Source organism: Aliivibrio wodanis (genome assembly GCF_052920805.1).
The window spans coordinates 2,332,297-2,350,992 of sequence record NZ_JBREXA010000002.1 but is presented as its reverse complement, the minus strand read 5'-3'; the positions used below and the strand labels follow the sequence as shown (position 1 = coordinate 2,350,992).

Genomic DNA, 18,696 nt, shown 5'->3' with positions numbered 1-18,696 from the left:
CATATTGTAAGCGGATAAAACAAAAAAGGCGACCAATGGCCGCCTTTTGTTTATCTCTTTAGAAAGTGAACTTACTTAGAGTGTAAGCCCTTTTTCTCAAGTGCACGATAAATCAGAGTCTGCTGAATTAGCGTTACGATGTTTGATACTAACCAGTAAAGAACCAAGCCAGATGGGAACCATAAGAAGAACACGGTGAACATAACAGGCATGAATGTCATGATCTTCTGTTGCATTGGGTCCGTTACTGTCGTTGGGCTCATCTTCTGGATTAAGAACATACTTGCACCCATTAGTAATGGCAGGATGTAGTATGGGTCTTGTGCTGATAAATCCGTGATCCAACCAAAGAATGGAGTATGACGAAGTTCAACTGACTCCATTAGTGCCCAGTACAGAGAAATGAAGATAGGCATTTGAAGAACAATTGGTAAACAACCACCTAATGGGTTTACTTTTTCTTTCTTATAAAGTTCCATCATTTCTTGGCTCATGCGTTGACGGTCGTCGCCAATACGTTCACGCATTGCTGTCAACTTAGGTTGAAGCATACGCATTTTAGCCATTGAAGTGTATTGTGCTTTCGTTAGTGGGTACATTGCACCACGAACGATGAAAGTCAGAACAATAATTGCTAGACCCCAGTTCACAACGATACCTTGAATGAAAGACAGCAGCTTGTGAAGTGGTGAAGCAATGAACCATAACCAACCGTAATCAACAGTTAAATCTAGGTATTCTTGAGTTTCTGCCATTTCTTTTTGTAGCTTAGGACCAGTCCAAAGTGTTGCTGAAAGCGTTTCTTCTTGGCCTGCAGGAATAGTTACCGAAGGCATACGAACGCCGATGTAACCGTAATCACCAGCAACACGAGAAGTTAGTGTTGCGCTATTTACGTTACGTGGGATCCAAGCTGAAGCAAAGTAGTGCTGTAGCATGCCTGCCCAACCTTGACCGTTTGTCATGTCGATAGATAAGTTTTTATCTTCCATGTCGTCAAAGCTGTATTTTTTGTAGCGCGTATCTGCTGTTGAGTAAGCACCACCACGGTATGTTGGCATTGTTAAGCTGCCACCATCATCCATTAAGTTTTGCTTTAAGTTTGCATACATCTCTACTGTTGCTGGTGCTGAAGATTGGTTATTCACCGTATATTCAACATCAACAGCATAGCTATCACGCTTAACGATAAGAGTTTTAGTATAAGAAATACCATCTTTCTCTAGCGTTAAAGGAATACGTAATTCGTTTTGGCCATCAGCTAAAACGTAGTCTGCTTTTTGTGTAGTAAATTGTGCACGGCCAGCATTTGAATCAATACCTTGAGGGCCTATTAAGCCACTTTGAGCAATATAGCTGTGAGTCGCATCATTTTTAAGAAGAATGAATTTTGCTTCAGAGTCTAATTCAGCGTCGTATTGATTAAGAACAGATTCAATGATGTCACCACCCAATGTATCTACTTTTAAAGTAAGCACATCAGTTGTGATTGTAATCAGCTTATCAGATTGTGCTGAATCTGCTGGAGTATCACTGCTTGCTGTCGAAGAAGTTGGAACATCACCATCCGTCTGTGTTTGTTGAACGGTACTAACTGTAGCTGGTTGCTGCGGATTAGTTTCTACTTGCCATTGTTGGAAAAGTAAAAAAGAAACTAAAGCCAGTGCTAGCAACAGAATATTACGTTGGGTATCCATCGTTATTGTTCTCTGTCTTTATGCTGCTTGGGTGGGACGGGGTCATAGCCCCCATCATTCAAAGGATGACATTTTAATAGACGTTTGCCAGATAGCCAACACCCTTTTACTAAACCGTGTGACTTTAGTGCGCTAATTGCATAATGTGAACACGTTGGAGTAAATCGACAGCGAGGTCCAATCATTGGACTGATGACGAGTTGATAAACACGGATTAGACCGATTGCTATCCACGAGAAGGGCGAGACAGGCGCTGCCATAATTTGTCTAATAGCTTGTTGAAGTCTTCGTTACTCAGTTCTTGAGCACTCTTTTTAGCGATAACCACAAAGTCTTTCGCAGGTAAGGTATGTTGCTTATTGCGGAAACTTTCACGAGTAATACGTTTAAACTTATTGCGACCAACAGCAGTTTTAATTTGCTTTTTAGGAACAGCAAGACCTAAACGAGGGTGTGATAGTGAATTTTCTCTGGCAAGAATGGTGAAGTGAGGTGAGCCGGCTCGGTGAGCTTGCTTGAAAACAAATTTGTAATCTTCGGGAGTTAACAAGCGTAACTCCCGAGAGAAGTCGTAATTCATCAAAATAATCTATTGATTACTTAGATAGACGCTTACGGCCTTTAGCACGACGAGCGTTGATTGTGTTACGACCGTTCTTAGTTGCCATACGAGCACGGAAGCCGTGAGAACGTTTACGCTTAAGAACTGAAGGTTGGAAAGTGCGTTTCATGGTATTACCTTATTACTGATCAGTAGTTATAGGTTTGATTTAAACCCGGCGTGGGACGTACATTCCGACGCCTCTCAACAAAGAGGCGGAATTGTAATCATTGACAGAAAAATAGTCAATAAGAGGTTCCACGTATTTTCCGGACGATGAATTATACGTTTTGTGAGCGAGAGCGCAAGGATCTTTATGCGATCCCGACTTGATTCAAGAACTTTTGTAATTTAGGATCCTGTGGATAACCAAAAATTTGCTCAGGCGTTCCTTGTTCGACGATCTTTCCGTCGGCCATATAGATAACTTTATCGGCCACTTCTTTAGCAAATTGCATTTCATGAGTAACGACCAACATGGTTTGATGTTGAGTTGCTAATTTTTTCATTAATGCTAGCACTTCATTTACCCATTCAGGATCGAGTGCTGACGTGGGTTCATCAAACAATAGCAGCTCAGCTTCTAATGCCATTGCTCTGCCAATACCTACGCGCTGCTGTTGACCCCCAGAAAGAGCGGCAGGGTAGCTATCTCCCTTATCTCCAAGGCCTATATCATCTAATATTTGTTGAGACTTTTTAAGTGCGTCAGCTTTGTTCCACTTGTGGACAGTTATTAAGCCTTCAGCAATATTTTGTCGTGCGGTCAAATGAGAGAATAAAGCGTAGTTTTGGAATATAAAGCCTGTTTTTCGTCGTAACGCTAATACTTCTGTCTTGGTATTTTTTTCAGCATCAACGCTGACATCATCAATACTGATGATTCCTTTATCGGCTGTTTCAAGAAAATTCACACATCTTAGTAAGGTGGACTTGCCTGTACCACTAGAGCCTATGATGGCAATTATCTCACCTTTATTAATCGTTAAATCAATACCAGAGAGAACTTCTGTATCACCAAAGCTTTTATGTAGGTTGGTTATTTTTATCATCGCACATAGGCCTTATTTAGTTTAGTTTCAGCCCAAGTTTGTACTCGGGTTAGAATAACGACAACACCCCAATAAATAAGAGCTACGGCTAAAAAGGCTTCAAAGAACTTAAAACTAGAAGAAGCTTCCATTTGTGCTTTTGCCATGATCTCTGAAACACCAAGAGTAAAAGCCAAAGAGGTAGATTTGATCATATCGATGAAATAATTCATTAATGAAGGTAAAGCAACTCGAGTTGCTTGAGGAAGGATGATACGACGCATCGCTTGAGGTGTTGTCATGCCGATAGATAAGCTTGCTTCCATTTGGCTGCGATCAACACCAATAATAGCGGCACGAATACTTTCGGCCATATAAGCTGCAAAATGGAGCGTTAAACCAATAACAGCAGCACTAAAAGCATCTAATCCAACAAAAATTGGAAATACTTGCGGTAAACCATAATAAAGTAGGAACAATTGAACAAGTAGTGGTGTTCCGCGGAAGAAGCTGATGTAAAGCTGGCTAAGCTGATCCAATACCGGCACTTTAAAGACTCGTAAGTTAGCGAGAATTAACGCTAGAGCTAGTGCAAAGAATAGGCCCCATATCGCCATTTCTAGTGTCGTACCTAGATACTTAAATAGTATCGGTAGGAGTTCAATCATATATGCAAAATCAAATCCCATGATGTCTCTCTGTTATTGGTATAAAGAAAAGTGATGAGTAAACAGTATTGACTATATATTCGATAAGCAATAAACACAAAACCCACTACGCTATCGCTATATAGTGGGTTTATTCTTCATTTCAATGAATGCTTACTTAGTGATTAGTATGGCTTACTTAGTTACATCTGCGTCAAACCATTTTTTAGATATTTGAGCTAGAGTTCCATCTGCACGCATCGCATCTAAGGCTTTATTCACCTCTTGTTGAAGCTTTTGGCCTTTTTCATTTTTTACGAACGGCCAAGCATTTTCGATGGTTTCAAAAGGTTCGCCTGCTAATTGTAGAGGTAATCCTGATTTCTTAATCAATTGAGCAGCAGATAGACGATCCATAACAAACGCATCAGAACGGCCTAGTGCCACATCATGCTCAATACCTGTGTCGTATGTTTTGATGTTTATTTGACCTGATTTGTCGTTATCACGCAATAATTTCTCAAAATTAGAGCCTAAATTTACCGCCACTGTTTTTCCAGCTAAGTCATCAATACCCTTGATGCTGTCGTTACCTTTACGAACGGTAATTTGAGCACCATCGACAACATAAGGGTCTGCAAAAAGGTATTTTGCTTCACGTGCTTCTGTTTTGGTAATTTGGTTTGAAATAGTATCAATACGACCGGTTTCTAATAGGCCAAATAAGCCCGAAAAACTCGCCGTTACGTATTCAACTTGGTAGTCATTACGGCGACCAATTTCGTCCCATAAATCGACTTCAAAACCTTGTAGTTTATCTTGCTTAACAAAGGTGAATGGGAAATAACGACCAGACATCCCTACTTTTACTTCGGTTGCCGCTTGTGCAAACTGTGTTGCGGCTAAGGTTAACGCTAATCCTGTAAGAATGTTCTTTGTCCATTTCATGATTGATACTCCCATTATTCATCAGTGATAAGCATAGTACTTTTTTTGCGAGTGACCTCTCTAAATACCCTATGGTTATTTGTAATAACTAAACGATCAGTAGCGTCTATTTTTCATCCATTGTTGATGGATTTGGGTATAACTTAGGTAAAAAGTGTGTCGATCTAGGTAAAAAAGCGTGATCGGTGTGAATAACTCCGATCTTATTCACTGGATCATCGATCTAATACTGGCACAATAGTTATCCACAGTATAAAATCGATGACCTTTTTAAAATTAATTATGAGTGGGGTTGTCCGTGTCTTCATCGCTTTGGCTGCAGTGTTTACAGCGCCTTCAAGAAGAATTACCTTCCGCAGAATTCAGTATGTGGGTTAGACCCCTACAAGCAGAATTAAATGACAATACCCTTACGCTATTTGCGCCAAATCGATTTGTTCTCGATTGGGTGCGTGATAAGTATTTAAATAGTATTAACTCATTATTAAATGAGTTCTGTGGTAGTGATATCCCTACTTTACGTTTTGAGGTAGGTAGCAAACCTGTCTCTGCGCCTCCAGTACCTAAACAAAGTGCTGCGGATGTGGCAGCAGCTACATCGGCACCAGCGCAACTTCAAGCACGTCAATCGGTACATAAACCGTGGGAATCAGCAGGTTCAGAGCCTATTGCAGCAGATTTAAATCATCGTTCAAACGTCAATCCTAAGCATAAGTTTACGAACTTTGTTGAAGGTAAATCAAACCAACTGGGATTAGCAGCCGCACGGCAAGTATCAGATAATCCAGGTACAGCTTACAATCCATTGTTTCTATATGGCGGTACAGGTCTGGGTAAAACCCATCTGTTACAGGCTGTGGGTAATGCTATTATTGCTCGTAAACCAAATGCTAAAGTTGTGTATATGCATTCGGAGCGCTTTGTTCAGGATATGGTGAAAGCATTGCAGAATAACGCTATTGAAGAGTTCAAGCGTTATTATCGTAGTGTTGATGCTTTACTTATCGATGACATTCAATTTTTTGCTAATAAAGAGCGTTCTCAAGAAGAGTTCTTTCATACCTTTAATGCATTATTAGAGGGTAATCAGCAAATCATTTTGACATCAGATAGATACCCTAAAGAGATTAACGGCGTAGAAGATCGTTTAAAATCACGCTTTGGATGGGGTCTTACGGTTGCGATTGAACCGCCAGAATTAGAAACTCGCGTTGCTATTTTAATGAAGAAAGCAGAAGATCATCAGATTCATTTAGCCGATGAAGTTGCTTTTTTTATTGCGAAGCGTTTACGCTCAAATGTGCGTGAATTAGAAGGTGCATTGAATCGCGTTGTTGCTAATGCTAACTTTACTGGTCGTGCTATTACCATTGATTTCGTGCGTGAAGCATTACGAGATTTATTAGCACTGCAAGAAAAATTAGTAACGATCGATAATATTCAAAAAACCGTTGCTGAGTACTACAAGATTAAAATGGCTGATTTATTATCTAAACGTCGTTCACGTTCTGTTGCTCGCCCACGTCAATTAGCAATGGCATTATCAAAAGAATTAACCAATCACAGCTTGCCTGAGATCGGTGATGCGTTTGGTGGTCGTGATCATACGACGGTACTTCATGCTTGTCGTAAAATAGCGCAATTGCGTGAAGAGAGTCATGATATTAAAGAAGACTATTCTAACCTAATTCGTACATTATCATCGTAAGTCATTATCTACTTTTACATAAACGAGTATTATGAAATTTTCTATTGAACGCAGTCTGTTATTAAAACCACTGCAACAAGTATCTGGTGCCCTTGGTGGCCGTCCATCATTACCGATCTTAGGTAATATCTTACTTCAGGTAGAAAATGGTCAACTGTCGATGACAGCAACCGATTTAGAAGTAGAACTGATCAGTAAAATAACGCTAGAAGGTGATTTTGAAGCAGGTGCTGTAACTGTACCTTCACGTAAGTTTTTAGATATTTGTCGTGGTTTACCTGATAGTGCAGCCATTACGATCGTATTAGAAGGCGATCGTATTTTGGTTCGTTCTGGCCGTAGCCGATTCACATTGGCAACATTACCAGCAAATGATTTCCCAAACATTGAAGGTTGGCAGAGTGACGTTGAGATCACTTTATCTCAAGCTCAGCTTCGTAAGCTAATAGAAAGCACACAGTTTTCTATGGCGAACCAAGATGTTCGTTATTATCTCAATGGCATGATGTTTGAAACGCAAGGTAATATCTTTCGTTCAGTTGCGACGGATGGTCATCGAATGGCCGTATGTAATATGCCGATTGGACCTGAATTACCTGAACAGCAAGTGATCATGCCACGCAAAGGAATTCAAGAACTGGTTCGCCTTCTTGACTCGCCAGATCAGAGTGTTACCTTACAATTTGGTAATTCAAATGTGCGTGCCGAAGTGAATAATTTTGTGTTTACTTCTAAGCTTGTTGATGGACGTTTTCCTGATTACCGACGTGTAATGCCGCAAAGTAGTAATAAAACATTGGAAGCCGATTGTGACGAATTACGCCAAGCGTTTTCTCGTGCTGCGATCTTATCTAATGAAAAATTCCGTGGTGTTCGCGTTAATTTAGCAAATAACCAAATGCGTATAACAGCAAACAACCCAGAGCAAGAAGAAGCAGAAGAGATCTTAGATGTAGATTTCCAAGGCGACGAGATTGAAATTGGGTTTAATGTAAGTTACGTATTAGATGTATTGAATACATTAAAATGTGAGCGTGTGCGAATTTCAATGACAACAGCGAATGCAAGTGCGTTAGTTGAAGATTGCGCTAATGATGAAGCACAATACGTTGTTATGCCAATCCGTCTATAAGATATTAATTATCAATGCCATTATCACGCTTAATTATTAATGATTTTCGCAATATAAAGACGTGCGACATTCAATTATCATCAGGATTTAACTTCGTTACTGGTGCGAATGGCAGTGGAAAAACCAGTGTTCTAGAAGCGATATACTTACTAGGGCACGGTCGTTCATTTAAAAGTTCGTTAACTGGTCGAATTATTCGAAATGACTGTAACGAGCTTTTTTGATACATGGGCGTTTTATCACACCAGAGCAGTTTGAATTACCTATCGGCATAAATAAACAGCGTGATGGAACAACAGAAGTTAAAATAGGCGGAGAAAGTGGTCAAAAACTGGCACAATTAGCTAAGGTTTTACCACTTCAGCTGATCCATCCTGAAGGATTTGAGTTAGTTACTGATGGCCCTAAATTTCGCCGAGCATTTATTGATTGGGGAGTGTTTCACGTGGAACCTGCATTTTATGATGCATGGAGCCGAGTGAAGCGACTTACTAAACAGCGTAATGCATTATTAAAAACGGCACACAGTTATCGAGAGTTAAGCTACTGGGATTTAGAACTTGCGCAATTGGCTGAAAAAATAGATCAATGGCGTGTAGACTATATCAATCACATATCTGAAGCGACTCAACAAATATGTCAGGCATTCTTACCAGAATATGACATAAAGCTGTCATACTATCGCGGTTGGGACAGAGAAACCCCATACGCAGATTTGCTCAAGAAAAACTTTGAGCGCGATAAACAGCTGGGCTATACCGTCGGCGGCCCAAATAAAGCCGACTTACGAATTAAAGTTGCAGGCACTCCTGTTGAGGATGTGTTGTCTCGTGGTCAACTTAAGTTGATGGTATGTGCGTTACGATTAGCGCAAGGACAACATTTAACTGAGGCAACAGGAAAGCAGTGCATCTATTTAATAGACGATTTTGCTTCTGAACTGGATAGTCACCGCCGCCAATTGCTGGCTCAATATTTGAAACAGACAAAGGCACAGGTGTTTATCAGTTCAATAACTGCTGATCAGATTGCAGATATGCATGATGAAGAAAGCAAGATGTTCAAGATAGAACATGGCAAAATAGCCCAAGGATAAAAACGCGAGAGTAACTCATGTCAGAAAATTATGATTCATCGAGTATTAAAGTACTAAAAGGTCTGGATGCGGTACGTAAGCGTCCGGGTATGTATATCGGCGACACCGACGACGGTACTGGTCTTCACCACATGGTGTTTGAGGTTGTCGATAACTCAATCGATGAAGCTCTTGCTGGTCACTGTAATGATATTATTGTAACGATTCACGAAGATAACTCTGTTTCTGTTAGTGATGATGGTCGTGGTATTCCAACTGAAATCCACGAAGAAGAAGGCGTATCAGCAGCAGAAGTTATCATGACGGTACTTCACGCTGGTGGTAAGTTCGATGATAACTCATACAAAGTATCAGGCGGTCTTCACGGCGTAGGTGTTTCGGTTGTAAACGCATTGTCTGAAAAAGTTGAACTAACGATTCATCGTAAAGGTGAAATCTTTCAACAGACGTATTGTCACGGTGAACCTCAAGCGCCATTAGCGGTTGTGGGCACAACAGACACGACAGGTACTAAAATTCGTTTTTGGCCTAGTGATCAAACATTCACAAACGTTGAGTTTGTGTATGACATCTTAGCTAAACGTCTACGTGAACTTTCTTTCTTGAACTCTGGTGTGTCTATTATTCTACAAGACATGCGTGAAGAAGATAAATCTGATCACTTTATGTTTGAAGGTGGTATTCAAGCGTTTGTTACTCATTTAAACCGTAATAAAACGCCTGTTCACCAAAAAATATTCTATTTTGATTCAGAGCGTAAAGAAGACGGTATTGTTGTTGAAGTAGCAATGCAGTGGAATGATTCTTACCAAGAGAACATCTTCTGTTATACCAATAACATCCCACAACGTGATGGCGGTGCTCACCTATCTGGCTTCCGTTCTGCGTTAACACGTACTTTGAACTCGTTCATGGACAAAGAAGGCTTTTCTAAGAAAGCAAAATCATCAGCATCAGGTGATGATGCTCGTGAAGGCCTAACTGCTGTTGTTTCTGTTAAAGTGCCTGATCCTAAGTTCTCAAGCCAAACTAAAGATAAACTGGTTTCTTCAGAAGTGAAGTCTGCGGTTGAATCGGCAATGAATGAAAAATTAGCTGAATTCTTAGCGGAAAACCCAGGTGAAGCGAAAATGGTTTGTTCTAAAATCATTGATGCGGCTCGTGCACGTGAAGCGGCTCGTAAAGCTCGAGAAATGACTCGTCGTAAAGGCGCGTTAGATATTGCAGGTCTTCCTGGTAAGCTTGCTGATTGTCAGGAAAAAGATCCTGCACAATCTGAACTATATATAGTGGAAGGGGACTCTGCTGGCGGTTCAGCCAAGCAGGGACGTAACCGTAAAAACCAAGCGATCCTTCCGCTGAAAGGTAAAATTCTAAACGTAGAAAAAGCACGTTTTGATAAAATGATCTCTTCTCAAGAGGTTGGAACACTAATTACTGCATTAGGTTGTGGTATTGGTCGTGACGAATACAATCCGGATAAACTACGTTACCACAACATCATCATCATGACCGATGCCGATGTCGATGGTTCTCACATCCGTACTCTACTTTTGACTTTCTTCTATCGTCAAATGCCTGAGCTGATTGAACGTGGCTACATCTACATTGCTCAACCACCACTTTACAAAGTGAAAAAAGGTAAACAAGAGCAATATATTAAAGATGAAGAAGCGATGGGTGAATACCAAATCACGCAAGCGTTAGACAATGCGGCGTTATTTGTTAACCCAAATGAGTCAATCTTCGGCCAAGAGCTTGAAAATTTAATTCGTACCTTTAATGGTGTGGTTAAATTACTTGAGCGTATGAGTCGTCGTTACCCATTACCGCTATTAAATCGTTTAGTTTACACGCCTCGTTTAACTCAAGAAGAGTGTGAAAACGAAGCGACAGTTCGAGCGTGGACTGAGGCATTAGTTGCTGATCTTAACGAGCATGAAACAGGTGCAAGCCAATATAATCCGGCTCTAGATTTTAATGAAGAGTTAAACATTCACCAGCCTAAGCTTGTTGTTCGTACTCACGGTGTTCAGCATGAATACGTATTAAGTGCAGATCTGCTTAACTCGAAAGAGTACGGTCGTATTGCTGATTTATCAGAAGCGCTTAGTGGTCTGATTGAAGAAGGTGCTTATGCACAACGTGGCGAGCGTAAGCAACCAGTAGAAACACTGGATGAAGCGATTGCATGGTTAATTAAAGACTCTCGTCGTGGTGTTTACTTACAGCGTTACAAAGGTCTAGGTGAAATGAACCCAGAGCAGCTTTGGGAAACAACGATGGATCCTGATTCCCGCCGTATGATGCAAGTAACTATCAACGATGCAGTAAGTGCGGATGAGTTGTTTACTACGTTAATGGGTGATCATGTTGAGCCGCGTCGTAACTTCATTGAAGAGAACGCACTACGTGTAGCTAACTTAGACGTATAAATTTTTAATTCTATATTTTGCCAGTTAGTCCTACTTCTGCGTCGAAGGTGCTCACTTATGTTCATAAGCTCCGCGCCTTCTTCTTGAATTAGAACGAACTGACTTCATCTAGAATCATAAATGCTAAGTTGAAAATTAAGAAGCACTGCTGTTGGCGGTGCTTTTTTTTGTCTGGAATTTGGGGTTTATTTTTATTTATTGTTCAGAGGGTTAGCGGTATTTTTGGTTTAAATCGAAAAATAAATAGCCAGCATCTCTTGAAAGTAAAATCACTGGGCCACATATCTAGTTATGAAGAGGATGCCGAAAGGGTCTTCTGAGAAATGACTTGTCCAAAATGGAAAGTCTTATAATTTGATAGAGGCAACTAAGGACCCAAGTTTGGGGTAGTTGTACTCACTATTGCTTAAAGTAAAGGATAGTATTATGCGTAATGTAGATTTCACTCCACTGTACCGTTCAGCAATTGGTTTTGATCGTCTTTTCAATCTAATGGAAAACAACACGGCAAAAACAAATGGCGGTTACCCTCCGTATAACATCGAGCAAAAATCAGAACATAACTACCGTATAACCATGGCGGTGGCGGGTTTTGCTGAAGAACAGATCGATTTAACTCAACACGAAAACATGCTGATTGTGCGTGGTGAACGTCCTGATGCTGATGAAACTAAAACCTATTTATACCAAGGCATTGCAGAGCGTAACTTTGAGCGTAAATTCCAATTAGCGGATTACGTAAAAGTGGTGGGTGCAACCATGGAAAATGGTTTGCTGCATGTTGATTTAGAACGTGAAATTCCAGAAGCGATGCAACCACGTAAGATTGCGATTAACGGCAATAATTTACTGGAAAGCTAATCGTAGATTGGTAAGAATTTGAAATGAAGGCGCTGTGATAGCGCCTTTTTTGTGTCTGCTAGATTATTCGTTAATTAATGGCTTATTGCTTTTCCATCACCAATAAATGGCATCGGTAGGAGTGGTTCATTTAGCGATGACAAACAGAATTGCTGATTCCAAAGCAACAAACCATTAGTTGAGTTAATTACAAAAGCAATGAATCATGAGTACCATAACTCACCGCTTTTTATCTACTCTGAATACGCCTTCAGTACTTCTTCTGCAATAATATCGATGCCTTTTTGCATCATGGCTTCATCTTGTACGTAGTTCATGCGTAAGCATTGGTGAGCATGATCCCAATTGTCGTCTTGGCCGATAAAGAAATACTCTCCCGGAACAATTAATACGCCACGCGCTTTCAAGCGTTTGTACAGTTCCATCGTTGTGACTGGTAGCCCATCAAACCATAACCATAAGAAAATAGCGCCTTCAGGTTTATGAATACGAAAACGAGGATCGGTAATCGCGGTTTGTAGCATCTTAACTGCGGCTTGAGATTTATGACGGTAGAACGGCTGTATTACGTCTTCACTTAAACGCAATAAATCACCAGACTCAATCATGTGCAGGCCTAATGCTGGTCCCATGCTTCCTGGTGCTAAACTGATAATGCCGTTTAGATTGGTCATCGCTTCCGTCATTTTCTCATTGGCAATCACGATGCCACAGCGTAAGCCCGGTAAACCTAATTTAGAAAGGCTCATACAAAGAATGGTATTTTCATTCCAAAATGGCGTGACTTCTTCAAAGATAATATTCGGGAAAGGGGTGCCATAAGCATTATCGAGAATTAATGGAATATTATTTTCACGCGCTAGTTTATCCAGCTTAATCACTTCATCATCAGTAATTACATTGCCAGTAGGGTTGGTCGGGCGAGAAATACAGATAGCGCCAACCGAGTCATCGACTTTCAGTTGACTAAAATCAACATGGTATTTGAACTGACCATTATCGAGCAACTCAATCTCTGGACGATAAGAAATGAAGCTATCAACTTCTAATTCAGAGTCTGCATAACCAATGTATTCAGGTGCTAGAGGCAATAAAATTTTCTTTTTAGATCCATCAGCATAAGTACCCGCTAATAAATTGAATAAGCTAAAAAATGCACTTTGAGAACCATTAGTTAAACTGATATTTTTAGAGCTGATATCCCAACCGTAGGTTTCTTTAAGTAGGTTAGCTAGTGCTTTCACAAAGCTGTCTTTACCTTGCGGGCCATCATAGTTAGCCATCGCTGCAACCAATTCACCAGAATCGAGCATTTTTTGTGAGGCGTCTTTAAAGTAGTCGAGCATGGCGGGAATGCCTGCAGGGTTACCGCCACCGAGCATGATTGCTCCAGGAGTGCGTAGGCCATCATTTAGGTCATCCATTAGTTGGGTGATCCCGCTGTAACGAGTAAATTTTTCGCCAAATTGAGTAAACTTCATTACGACTACCGTGATAATTAGAGAGTGGATGTATTGATTGTTTTAACAACATACCTCAACGCCAAACAGAGATAAAGAGCCAAGATGAGCCCTTATTTCACTCATTAGGCTGTAAACTCAACGTGATTTTACATAAAGTGCTTATTTTTGCTACTCCCAAAGGGGTCAGCGAGGTATACTTCTTGGTTATATTTATCAACCATCGCGCGAATTAAATTATGCAAAAATACGATATCAAAACCTTCCAGGGAATGATCCTCGCGCTGCAGGATTATTGGGCACAACAAGGTTGTACTATTGTACAGCCACTAGATATGGAAGTGGGTGCAGGTACATCTCATCCAATGACATGTCTGCGTGCACTTGGCCCAGAGCCAATGGCTACCGCTTATGTTCAACCATCTCGTCGTCCTACGGATGGCCGTTATGGTGAGAACCCAAACCGTCTGCAGCACTACTATCAATTTCAGGTAGCGTTAAAGCCTTCTCCAGATAACATTCAAGAGCTGTACTTAGGTTCTTTAGAAGTGCTTGGTATCGATCCACTTGTTCATGATATTCGTTTCGTAGAAGACAACTGGGAAAACCCAACATTGGGCGCTTGGGGTCTAGGCTGGGAAATCTGGCTAAACGGCATGGAAGTAACGCAATTTACTTACTTCCAACAAGTTGGTGGTCTTGAGTGTAAACCTGTTACTGGTGAAATCACTTATGGTATCGAACGTCTTGCTATGTACATCCAAGAAGTAGATTCGGTTTACGATCTTGTATGGAACCATGGTCCTCAAGGTGTGGTTACTTACGGTGACATCTTCCACCAAAACGAAGTTGAGCAATCGACTTACAACTTTGAACACGCAGATGTTGATTTCCTATTTGGTTTCTTCGATCAGTGTGAGAAAGAGTGTAAAGAATTGCTTGAGCTTGAAAAGCCGCTACCTCTTCCAGCGTACGAGCGCATTCTAAAAGCAGGTCATGCATTCAACCTGTTAGATGCTCGTAAAGCTATCTCTGTAACAGAGCGTCAGCGTTATATTCTTCGTATTCGTAACCTAACTAAATCGGTTGCAGAAGCATACTATGCATCACGTGAAGCGCTAGGCTTCCCTATGTGTCGTTCTAATAAACCGACAGCAACTGAGGAGAAGTAATCATGGCGAAGAATTTTTTAATCGAATTAGGTACTGAAGAGCTTCCACCAAAAGCACTTCGTTCATTAGCTGAAGCGTTTGCTGCTAATTTTGAAGCAGGTCTTAAAGCGGCTGATTTAGCACACCAAGGTGTTAAATGGTACGCAACTCCTCGTCGTTTAGCGCTTAAAGTGGCTGAATTAGATGAAGGCCAAGCGGATAAAATCGTTGAGAAACGTGGTCCAGCTATCGCGTCTGCATTTGATGCTGACGGTAATCCAACCAAAGCAGCTCAAGGTTGGGCTCGTGGTAATGGTATTACGGTTGAACAGGCTGAGCGTCTAAAAACAGACAAAGGCGAATGGCTGCTTCATAAGCAATCAGTGAAAGGCCAACCGGTACAAGAGCTTGTTGTTGAATTAGCAGCAAAAGCACTTGCTGGCTTACCAATTCCTAAAGCAATGCGTTGGGGTAACTCAGACATTCAATTTATTCGTCCAGTAAAAACACTGACTATCCTATTGGGTGATGAATTAGTTGAAGGCTCTATCCTAGGTGTTGCTTCTGCTCGTACTATCCGTGGTCACCGTTTCATGGGTGAAAGCGAGTTTACGATTGATTCTGCTGACCAATACCCTGCGATCTTAGAAGAGCGCGGTAAAGTAATGGCTGACTACGATGCGCGTAAAGCGATCATCCTTGCTGGTGCTAAAAAAGCAGCAGAAGCGGTTGGCGGTATTGCGGATCTAGAAGATGAGTTAGTTGAAGAAGTAACGTCTCTTGTTGAATGGCCAGTGGTATTAACCGCTAAGTTCGAGCAAGAGTTCTTAAACGTTCCTTCAGAAGCGCTAGTTTATACAATGAAGGGCGATCAAAAGTACTTCCCAGTATACGATCAAGAGAAGAACCTACTTCCTAACTTCATCTTTGTTACTAACATCGAATCTAAAGAACCTCGTCACATTATCGAAGGTAATGAGAAAGTGGTTCGTCCGCGTCTTGCTGATGCTGAATTCTTCTTCAATACAGACCGTAAGCGTCCGCTTATCGACCGTCTTCCTGAATTAGAGCAAGCTATCTTCCAGAAGCAATTGGGTACAATCAAAGACAAAACAGATCGTATTACTGAGCTTGCTGGCTACATCGCTGAACAAATCGGTGCAGATGTTGAGAAATCTCAACGTGCAGGTCTACTTGCTAAATGTGACTTAATGACATCAAATGGTATTTGAATTTACAGATACTCAAGGTGTTATGGGTATGCACTACGCAACTCACGATGGTGAAGATGCACAAGTTGCACTAGCACTTTACGAGCAATACATGCCTCGTTTCGCTGGTGATGATCTACCAAGTACTGACGTATCTGCATCAGTAGCAATGGCTGATAAGTTAGATACGCTTGTAGGTATCTTTGGTATTGGTCAAGCACCAAAAGGTTCTGATCCATTTGCACTACGTCGTGCAGCTCTTGGTATCCTACGTATCATCGTTGAAAAAGATTACAACTTAGACCTAGTTGATCTAGTGGCTAAAGCGCAATCTCTATTTGCTCTAGAAGATGGTACAACTAAGCTAACGAATGCAAACGTAGACACTGACGTGATTGATTTCATGCTAGGTCGTTTCCGCGCATGGTATCAAGATGAAGGTTTCAGCGTAGACATCATCCAAGCGGTACTTGCTCGTCGTCCGACTAAGCCAGCTGATTTTGATAAGCGTGTGAAAGCGGTATCTCACTTCCGTGAACTAGACGCTGCTGAATCCCTAGCGGCTGCGAATAAGCGTGTAGGTAATATCCTTGCTAAATTCGATGGTGAACTGGCTCAAGAAATCGATCTGGCTCTTCTTCAAGAAGATGCAGAGAAAGTATTGGCAGAGAAAGTTGAGATCCTAGCTGAAGCACTAGAACCAGTATTTATTGCTGGTAATTATCAAGAAGCATTAAGCCGCCTAGCTGAGCTACGTGAACCTGTTGATGCCTTCTTTGATGGTGTTATGGTTATGGCTGATGATGAAGCGCTTAAGATTAACCGCTTAACGCTGCTTAATAAGCTACGTAACTTGTTCTTAGATATTGCAGATATTTCATTGCTTCAGAAGTAATAAATAGCTTTATTTAATGAAATGCCTCGCTTTGCGGGGTATTTTTTTGCTCAATTTTGCTCAAATATCATATTTTCGAGAATTAGAGGTTAATAATCGAGATAACAGTGACTACAATTGAGCTTCTTCTCTTTTATTTAGGCTGCTGATTTCGATGAAATTATCTGTATGTGCAACCCTTATTTCTCTGTCTTTAATGGTTGGATGTCAAAGCACGTCATTACCATCAACAGATAGCTCAACATCGATCTCAATTCCTGAACCGATTTCAGCAGTCCAAACTCCAGTTCAAGTTTCTGAATCTTATGAGCAGATTTGCCCAACGTTAGGGATCCAACCAGTTACAGTTTCGGTATCAGATTTTTGGTCCGAAGGTGAGGTAATTACTGATGCGTACTCCGGCAATATCGCACCAGTTAAAAATGGAACAGTGACATTAACCCCTAGTCGTCATAGTGGAGGAGTGCTCTTATTAGAGTCTCAAGCTAAAAAATCTTCTTTTGATTGGCATAGTGCAACTTTTTATTATGTCGCAACTGATCGTTTTTATAATGGTAACAGTTGGAATGATCATAGCTACGGACGTCAGGAATCGAAGTACGGTTTTAAAGGTGGCGATATCGCTGGGTTGACTCAAAAGCTAGATTATCTAGCAGAGTTAGGTGTTGATGTATTGTGGATATCAACCCCTTTAGAACAAGTACATGGATGGTTACCAAGTGAATATGGTAATAATCCCGTGTATCCGTATGTAGGAGGTTCAACGTTAGATTGGACTGAGTTAGATACAAATATGGGCAGCGAACAAGAGATGCGTGCCTTTGTTGACTTAGCGCACCAGTTAGGAATGAAAGTTATATGGAGCATGGACACTGAACCGTCTAAACCGACATTGGCTGATTTACAACAATTTGACATTCAGCCAAATCAAGAGGCTAACTTGCCAAGTTACTGGAATGAATGGCAACCTAAAGAAGGTGAAAATCTAACTCATTATCTTGATGAATTTAAGGATGAGAATGGTCAAGTCTCTGAGTGGTGGCCAGAGGTATGGTTTACTCATTCTCAATCAAAAAAGATAGCTTCTGAAAATACAAAGTTCAACGATAGTGTAGTACCTGAATTTTTCTTTAATAAACCAACGACGAAGGTGACACTTAGTCACCAAACTAAAGATGAACTTCTTACGCAATGGATCACCTCTTGGGTTACTGAATTTGGCATTGATGGCATAGTTTTAGCTCAATCTACTCCTGAGTTAACATACAAAATAGAGCAGGCAGGTAATGATGCATTTAAACAGTGGAAAGAGAGCAATCCATACAAGGCGGTAGAGTTATCTTCTTTTCAAGTAATTGATTTAGACAAACCTAATCATTCTATTGTTAAAAGTTTTCCTATTGAACAATACCAACAAGGTTGCTTAACTATTTCTAATTATCAAGAGATGGAACAAAGCTTACCAAGTTTGACGACATTAACGTGGTTTGACCAAGAGAATAAGCCAGAGTTAAGTAGTGGTAATTATGCACAATATCGCGACAGTGCCTCAGCATTACTGTTATCAGAAGGCAGTGCTTTAATCTGGTATGGCGATGAAAGTGCAAAATCTGGTGATATTTATAGTGAAATGAATTGGGATGAAATGACAGGTCTACGTTTATCATTACAATCTCACTGGAAAAAGCTATTAGCGTTTAGATCAAATCACTCTTCATTATCAAATGGTGAGAAGAAAATGGTAAAAAACAGCCTATATTATGCTTTTACTCGTGAAAATTCGACAGATAAAGTGATGGTGGTATACACCGGAGAATAATTAA

Annotated in this window: 14 protein-coding genes and 2 pseudogenes; 8 read left to right on the top strand and 8 right to left on the bottom strand. The window is 40.7% G+C overall.

Annotated features, from left to right (window positions below; translation table 11 throughout):
• Window positions 1-71: 71 nt before the first annotated feature.
• The 7 genes from yidC to ACU5DF_RS18770 all read right to left on the bottom strand — a co-directional run bounded on the left by yidC (window position 72) and on the right by ACU5DF_RS18770 (window position 4,924).
• A complete protein-coding gene (gene yidC, locus ACU5DF_RS18800) occupies window positions 72-1,697 on the bottom strand; it encodes a membrane protein insertase YidC (RefSeq protein WP_045100828.1) in 1,626 nt (541 codons plus the stop codon).
• Between the two features lie 2 nt (window positions 1,698-1,699).
• Window positions 1,700-1,957 carry a membrane protein insertion efficiency factor YidD gene (yidD, locus tag ACU5DF_RS18795; protein ID WP_080889771.1) on the bottom strand — a complete coding sequence of 86 codons (258 nt, stop codon included), beginning with the start codon at window positions 1,955-1,957 and terminating at the stop codon, window positions 1,700-1,702.
• Window positions 1,924-2,277 (bottom strand): ribonuclease P protein component, encoded by a 354-nt coding sequence (rnpA, locus tag ACU5DF_RS18790; protein ID WP_045100829.1) that lies wholly within the window; start codon window positions 2,275-2,277, stop codon window positions 1,924-1,926. The genes yidD and rnpA overlap by 34 nt, the downstream gene beginning before the upstream one ends.
• Before the next feature lie 16 nt (window positions 2,278-2,293).
• The gene (gene rpmH, locus ACU5DF_RS18785; protein WP_012548915.1) at window positions 2,294-2,428 is read right to left on the bottom strand and encodes a 50S ribosomal protein L34; all 135 of its coding nucleotides are present in this window, start codon (window positions 2,426-2,428) and stop codon (window positions 2,294-2,296) included.
• A gap of 184 nt (window positions 2,429-2,612) precedes the next feature.
• Complete coding sequence (locus ACU5DF_RS18780) at window positions 2,613-3,350, bottom strand: amino acid ABC transporter ATP-binding protein (RefSeq protein ID WP_045100830.1); 738 nt, start codon at window positions 3,348-3,350, stop codon at window positions 2,613-2,615.
• Window positions 3,347-4,018 carry an amino acid ABC transporter permease gene (locus tag ACU5DF_RS18775; protein WP_045100831.1) on the bottom strand — a complete coding sequence of 224 codons (672 nt, stop codon included), beginning with the start codon at window positions 4,016-4,018 and terminating at the stop codon, window positions 3,347-3,349. The genes ACU5DF_RS18780 and ACU5DF_RS18775 overlap by 4 nt, the downstream gene beginning before the upstream one ends.
• Before the next feature lie 153 nt (window positions 4,019-4,171).
• Window positions 4,172-4,924, bottom strand: a complete 753-nt coding sequence (locus ACU5DF_RS18770) for an amino acid ABC transporter substrate-binding protein (protein WP_446713857.1) — start codon at window positions 4,922-4,924, stop codon at window positions 4,172-4,174.
• Between the two features lie 298 nt (window positions 4,925-5,222).
• Here ACU5DF_RS18770 and dnaA point away from each other — a divergent pair, with 298 nt between their 5' ends.
• The 5 genes and pseudogenes from dnaA (at window position 5,223) to ibpA (ending at window position 12,156) form a co-directional block, all read left to right on the top strand.
• Entirely contained in the window at window positions 5,223-6,632 is a 1,410-nt protein-coding gene (dnaA, locus tag ACU5DF_RS18765; protein WP_045100833.1) for a chromosomal replication initiator protein DnaA, read from the top strand.
• Window positions 6,633-6,663: 31 nt separating this feature from the next.
• Entirely contained in the window at window positions 6,664-7,764 is a 1,101-nt protein-coding gene (dnaN, locus tag ACU5DF_RS18760; protein WP_045100834.1) for a DNA polymerase III subunit beta, read from the top strand.
• A gap of 14 nt (window positions 7,765-7,778) precedes the next feature.
• Window positions 7,779-8,860, top strand: a pseudogene (recF, locus tag ACU5DF_RS18755) (DNA replication/repair protein RecF).
• 17 nt (window positions 8,861-8,877) lie between these two features.
• Complete coding sequence (gene gyrB, locus ACU5DF_RS18750; protein ID WP_446713856.1) at window positions 8,878-11,295, top strand: DNA topoisomerase (ATP-hydrolyzing) subunit B; 2,418 nt, start codon at window positions 8,878-8,880, stop codon at window positions 11,293-11,295.
• A gap of 426 nt (window positions 11,296-11,721) precedes the next feature.
• Complete coding sequence (gene ibpA / locus ACU5DF_RS18745; protein WP_023604444.1) at window positions 11,722-12,156, top strand: small heat shock chaperone IbpA; 435 nt, start codon at window positions 11,722-11,724, stop codon at window positions 12,154-12,156.
• A gap of 233 nt (window positions 12,157-12,389) precedes the next feature.
• Here ibpA and ACU5DF_RS18740 read toward each other — a convergent pair whose 3' ends face one another.
• The gene (locus ACU5DF_RS18740) at window positions 12,390-13,637 is read right to left on the bottom strand and encodes a valine--pyruvate transaminase (RefSeq protein WP_446713855.1); all 1,248 of its coding nucleotides are present in this window, start codon (window positions 13,635-13,637) and stop codon (window positions 12,390-12,392) included.
• A 218-nt stretch (window positions 13,638-13,855) separates the two neighbouring features.
• Between ACU5DF_RS18740 and glyQ the strand changes: the two genes are divergently transcribed.
• The 3 genes and pseudogenes from glyQ to ACU5DF_RS18725 all read left to right on the top strand — a co-directional run bounded on the left by glyQ (window position 13,856) and on the right by ACU5DF_RS18725 (window position 18,692).
• A complete protein-coding gene (gene glyQ / locus ACU5DF_RS18735; protein ID WP_060993456.1) occupies window positions 13,856-14,788 on the top strand; it encodes a glycine--tRNA ligase subunit alpha in 933 nt (310 codons plus the stop codon).
• A 2-nt stretch (window positions 14,789-14,790) separates the two neighbouring features.
• Window positions 14,791-16,873, top strand: a pseudogene (glyS, locus tag ACU5DF_RS18730) (glycine--tRNA ligase subunit beta).
• 154 nt (window positions 16,874-17,027) lie between these two features.
• On the top strand, window positions 17,028-18,692 hold the full coding sequence (locus ACU5DF_RS18725) for an alpha-amylase (protein ID WP_446713854.1): 1,665 nt from the start codon (window positions 17,028-17,030) through the stop codon (window positions 18,690-18,692).
• Window positions 18,693-18,696: the final 4 nt, after the last annotated feature.